This window comes from Sphingobium terrigena (genome assembly GCF_003591655.1).
Taxonomy (GTDB): Bacteria; Pseudomonadota; Alphaproteobacteria; order Sphingomonadales; family Sphingomonadaceae; genus Sphingobium; species Sphingobium terrigena.
This window is the reverse complement of record NZ_QVRA01000062.1, coordinates 1-4314: the sequence shown is the minus strand read 5'-3', so window position 1 is coordinate 4314 and position 4314 is coordinate 1. Positions and strand designations below refer to the sequence as shown.

General features: G+C 55.9%; 5 protein-coding genes, 1 tRNA gene and 2 pseudogenes. 2 read left to right on the top strand and 6 right to left on the bottom strand.

Annotation, left to right across the window (positions count from 1 at the left end; genetic code table 11):
• Positions 1-46: 46 nt before the first annotated feature.
• Positions 47-123: transfer RNA gene (locus D0Z70_RS24120), tRNA-Met, on the top strand.
• On the opposite strand, the gene D0Z70_RS24115 is transcribed toward D0Z70_RS24120, so the two are convergent.
• The 3 genes from D0Z70_RS24115 to D0Z70_RS24105 form a co-directional block, all read right to left on the bottom strand.
• The gene (locus D0Z70_RS24115; protein ID WP_119750735.1) at positions 80-1756 is read right to left on the bottom strand and encodes a recombinase family protein; all 1677 of its coding nucleotides are present in this window, start codon (positions 1754-1756) and stop codon (positions 80-82) included. The genes D0Z70_RS24120 and D0Z70_RS24115 overlap by 44 nt on opposite strands.
• An 18-nt stretch (positions 1757-1774) precedes the next feature.
• Positions 1775-1960 carry a hypothetical protein gene (locus D0Z70_RS25135; protein ID WP_119750733.1) on the bottom strand — a complete coding sequence of 62 codons (186 nt, stop codon included), beginning with the start codon at positions 1958-1960 and terminating at the stop codon, positions 1775-1777.
• 393 nt (positions 1961-2353) lie between these two features.
• Positions 2354-2689, bottom strand: a complete 336-nt coding sequence (locus D0Z70_RS24105; RefSeq protein ID WP_119750731.1) for a TfoX/Sxy family protein — start codon at positions 2687-2689, stop codon at positions 2354-2356.
• A 206-nt stretch (positions 2690-2895) separates the two neighbouring features.
• Between D0Z70_RS24105 and D0Z70_RS24100 the strand changes: the two genes are divergently transcribed.
• Positions 2896-3390 (top strand): nucleoside deaminase, encoded by a 495-nt coding sequence (locus D0Z70_RS24100; RefSeq protein WP_119750729.1) that lies wholly within the window; start codon positions 2896-2898, stop codon positions 3388-3390.
• Positions 3391-3598: 208 nt separating this feature from the next.
• Here the strand turns inward: D0Z70_RS24100 and D0Z70_RS24095 are convergent, their stop codons facing one another.
• The 3 genes and pseudogenes from D0Z70_RS24095 to D0Z70_RS24085 form a co-directional block, all read right to left on the bottom strand.
• Positions 3599-3790, bottom strand: coding sequence for a hypothetical protein (locus D0Z70_RS24095; RefSeq protein ID WP_119750727.1), 192 nt, complete (start codon positions 3788-3790; stop codon positions 3599-3601).
• A pseudogene (locus tag D0Z70_RS24090) lies at positions 3787-4191 on the bottom strand (Crp/Fnr family transcriptional regulator); the annotation flags it as partial. The pseudogene D0Z70_RS24090 and the gene D0Z70_RS24095, both read right to left, overlap by 4 nt.
• 1 nt (position 4192) lies before the next feature.
• Positions 4193-4314 (bottom strand): annotated as a pseudogene (locus tag D0Z70_RS24085) (IS5/IS1182 family transposase); the annotation flags it as partial.

Genomic DNA, 4314 nt, shown 5'->3' with positions numbered 1-4314 from the left:
GTTCATAAAAGGGCGACCCAAAAGGTCGCCCTTTTATCGTTACCGTCGCGGGATGGAGCAGCCCGGTAGCTCGTCAGGCTCATAACCTGAAGGTCGTAGGTTCAAATCCTACTCCCGCAACCATCTGAAATTGCGATACCCCACAGGGGGTCGCAGCCTTCGAAACACCCGCCCTCGAGGCGGGTTTTTTGCGTTCCACCGCGATCGCGAGGATGCCCGCCAGATCGCCGCGCACATCGATCTTCAGTTCGCTGCCTTCGGGCACCAATATGATCGCCTCGATGAGCGAACGAATGACCTCCGCCGCCTCGAAGCGCTTGTTCTCGTCGTCATGCTCCAGCGCTCGATAGAGATTGTCGAGTTGAGACCGATAATGGTGGGCCATGTTGGGATGGAGCAGGGGAGGGGGCTCCTGAGCCTGGGCGAGGTCGCGCTCCAGTTCCTTCTTGCGCGCTTCGAGCCCAACCATTTTGGCGTTGATCTTGTCTGCGGCACCGCCGCGCAGGATCAGGTTCACCAGCATGTCGAGATCACGGTCAATTTTGGCAATCTCTGCCCGCGCCGCTGTGATAGCAGCGCCAGCGTCGCCCCTCATGCGGTTCATCTCCCTGGTGAACTCGTCGCAAAATTCTGCGAACAGGGCCGGGTCCATCAAATGATGGCGCAAGGCATGAAGCACGCGCCCTTCCAGACGATCGCGCCGGATATTGAGGCGGTTGTCACAGGTACCCTTGTTCCGGGCTGCCGAGCAGCCCAGCATCATCGCTGAAATCATCGAATATCCGCCGCCGCAGCAACCGCATTGCAACAGGCCGGACAGGAGATATTTCTGGCGGCGGCGATCGCGGAAATTTGCAGAGTTCATGGGGCCATCAGCTTGATTCACCCGGCAGGATCTTTGCCGTTCCTTGGCCTGCTGCCAGAGAGCATCATTGATGAGGCGCAGTTCGGGCACGTCCTGGATGATCCATTCGGATTCTGGGTTGGGCCGGGCTTGCCGTTTGCCAGTATCTGGATCCTTGATGAAGCGTTGCCGATTCCACACCAGCTTGCCGATATAAAGCTCATTGTTGAGGATGCCGGTGCCGCGCTTGGGATTGCCATTTATGGTGCTAAAGCCCCAGGTGCCGCCGGTCGGTGCCTCGATACCCTCTTTGTTCAGTTCGGTTGCTATCCGTTTGGCCGATTTGCCAGCGACATAGTCGCGAAAGATGCGCTGGATCACGCTTGCCTGTGCGTCATTGATGGAGCGGTCGCCCCGGATCAGTTCGCCGTTGGCATCGAGCCGTTTGACGACGTCATAACCATAGCTGTTACCACCGCCCGACTTGCCTTTTTCGACCCGGCCGCGCTGGCCACGCCGTGTCTTGTCGGCGAGGTCCTTGAGAAACAGGGCGTTCATCGTACCCTTTAGGCCGATATGCAGATGGGTGATCTCGCCTTCGGACAGGGTGACCATCTTCACGTCACCATAGGCCATGCGCTTGAACAGCCCGGCAATATCCTCCTGATCGCGCGAAAGGCGATCCATGGCCTCGGCCAGTACGAAGTTGAAGCGGCCGCGGCTGGCGTCTGCGATCAGCGCCTGAATGCCAGGACGGAGCAGCGAAGCGCCGGAAATGGCATGATCGGTATATTCCTCGACAATCTGCCAGCCCTGCTTTTCGGCATGCAGGCGACAGATGCGCAACTGGTCGGCAATGGAGGCGTCACGTTGATTGTCGGAAGAATAGCGGGCGTATAAAGCAACCTTCACGGAACGGAACTCCTCGTCTCAGGAGCGGGTCGTGCGGCGCTCCTCCAGCATCTCCAGATACGCCTTCCGCGCGGCACGACGGGCAAGCAGGCGAACCAGCTTGACCAGACGCGGATCGGGGCCGCTGTCGCAGGAGGCAAGGTTGAGCACCGACTCATCAGGCCGAGGGAACTTCTGTCGCTGCTGACGGCTACCGGTTGCCATCGTGAATCCGATTACAGCAGATTGCAAGATAGGTTGGGCTCAGTTCGTCGCGGATCGAGGAGTTTTTGCCTCGCGGCTCGACGTCTGCCGAACTCGCAATTAAAACAGACAAGGGCCGTCGGGGTTCGACGGGAAAAGGCACTTGGTTCACTTGGCACACCCACAAAAGGGCCTGCCCGCCACGCTTCAGATCATGCCTTGGAATGCGGCGTTCTGCAACAGCCTCAGTTTTGCAAATTGTTGCTGGCACCGAGGTTGCCGAAATTATAGCTAAGCCTAGAATCGTGATCGAAAAGTGCAACTGCCGACCCTTCCCGGGCATTCAAGGATCCCACCTCCACATTCCGAAGGCAGACACTAGTTTGTCGAAAACGGGCTGCTGCCAGGCGTGCATCAACCGGATTTGCGCTTGGTCCTGACCTTGGGAGCAGGCAATTCCTGAGATGTGATACGAACGATCTCGGCAAGCCACTCACGGTCATCCCACTTTTCCGCGTCGATCAGGAGACAAGGCTTAGCACCGGGATATGGAGGGGCTTCTTCCGAACCGGCAGCGAAGGCCCACCCTCCAACCGTGGGCTTTACGAATAGGTGGTCGTCGCAGACCAATGCGACCATTTTCCCATCGCAATAAATGCCGAATTCGCCAAACATCGCCTTGGCTGAAACGGTGCCGCCGCCTGCCATTTGCTCAACAAGGAATTCAACGGTTCTACGATCGGACGCCATAAGGCGATATCGCCGGTCCTGATGAAAAGGTCGAGGGTCAATCGACCCATTACAGCCATTTACGGTAGAAATTCGCTTTCCAGATAGCCGACAGTCGCTTTTTTCATTGTGAATGACAAAGTCCGTCACCGCCAACCGTTGCTTTATGGAACGGTCGCCATTCAAGATCGTCAATGTCGATAAGCAGACGATGGACCGCAAATATTATGACTCATGAGACGGACAAGGCATGGATGGAGCAGGCTATCAAGCTGGCAATGAGCAAAGGCAAATCTCCCCAGGATACGCCGATTGCAGCCATTATTGTGCTCGATGGAAAAATTCTCGCACGAGCAATCAACCAAACAGAGGAGCTATGTGACGCTACTGCACACGCGGAGATGATGGCATTCAGGAAAGCCGGCAAAGTGCACGGCGACATGGATCTGAGGGGGGCCACTCTCTATTCTACCCTACAGCCGTGTGGGATGTGCACGATGGCATCTGTCTGGGCAAAGGTCGGGCGCATTGTCTACGGCGCGGGGCGGGACGATGTACACCGTATGTATTTCGAAGATCGTCATCTCGATACGATGGATTTCATCAAGGATGCTTGGCGCGAGGATTTGGTGTTAGAGGGAGGCTGCCTAAAGAAACAATGCGCGGCTCTATACTTCAAGCCGGACGATGACGTGCCGATCGAGATGCAAGGTAACATATAGGCAGCAGCAACTTGGGATGATTGCATGAAAACGTATAATTTTGGGTAGAGCGGCACATCCTAGAACGACGTGTATTGGCGATTTTGCAACTTAGCAGCGGGAGGTCTGCCATTTCGAGAAACCAAACGCTGCCCGGTATATTATAGAGAATTGTTTTCGAAATTTGGCTTAACATATGTAATATTAAAATTATGGTACGAAGATCTGTTTACAATTTTTCATTATCCGATTTTTCTTCAATCAGTCGAGCCGCTTCGAGTAGACTTTTGCCAGTTTCTGATGCGGCATACGCTGTCATGGTGACGGCTACACCATCCGGCCCATCCAGCAGGACAAGCCCTTCTTCTACGCTCGCCTTACCGGGCAGTAATTGAACACCGGAATCTTCTGGGGGTATCATGATGTTGGCCTTTCGATGTCCGGGCGACCGGATTTATTTTCGATGTAGAGATAGGCAGGATTGAACTGGCCCCTGCGGGCCAGACCCTCGACGTCGAGAATTTCCACGAGCGAGGAGCGAAAGATGCACAACCGCTCTTCCCGTAATTGCCGCAGCACGCGATTGGCGTGGACACTCGTTATACCGCAGATTTCCGAAATATCCGCCTGCGTTATTCCCAGGGCAAAACGCGTTCCATCGCTGAGGTCGGCTGAAACCAGCCGGACATTGGTTTCGGACAGAAAATGCGCCACGCGCCCGACCGCATCCAGCCGCCCCAGGCGGAATAGCCACGCCCGGTGCATCGCCGCGTCGAGGAGCGTAGAGAACCACAGCTTGCGTGTGAGTTCGGGCATTGCCGCATTAGGTCGTAGACTCATAAGCGCGGAGCCACAGGCGCATTGAGGCCAGTTGGACCATAGCAAGGAAGTTCTCCGCGAGTTTGTCATAGCGGGTGGCGATGCGCCTGAAGTGCTTGAGCTTGC

What these genes read in the sequence shown, in the direction of transcription:
- D0Z70_RS25135 (WP_119750733.1), bottom strand. Translation starts at nt 1,960, where the DNA reads ATGGCAACCGGTAGCCGTCAGCAGCGACAGAAGTTCCCTCGGCCTGAT.
- D0Z70_RS24100 (WP_119750729.1), top strand. Translation starts at nt 2,896, where the DNA reads ATGACTCATGAGACGGACAAGGCATGGATGGAGCAGGCTATCAAGCTG.
- D0Z70_RS24095 (WP_119750727.1), bottom strand. Translation starts at nt 3,790, where the DNA reads ATGATACCCCCAGAAGATTCCGGTGTTCAATTACTGCCCGGTAAGGCG.
- D0Z70_RS24105 (WP_119750731.1), bottom strand. Translation starts at nt 2,689, where the DNA reads ATGGCGTCCGATCGTAGAACCGTTGAATTCCTTGTTGAGCAAATGGCA.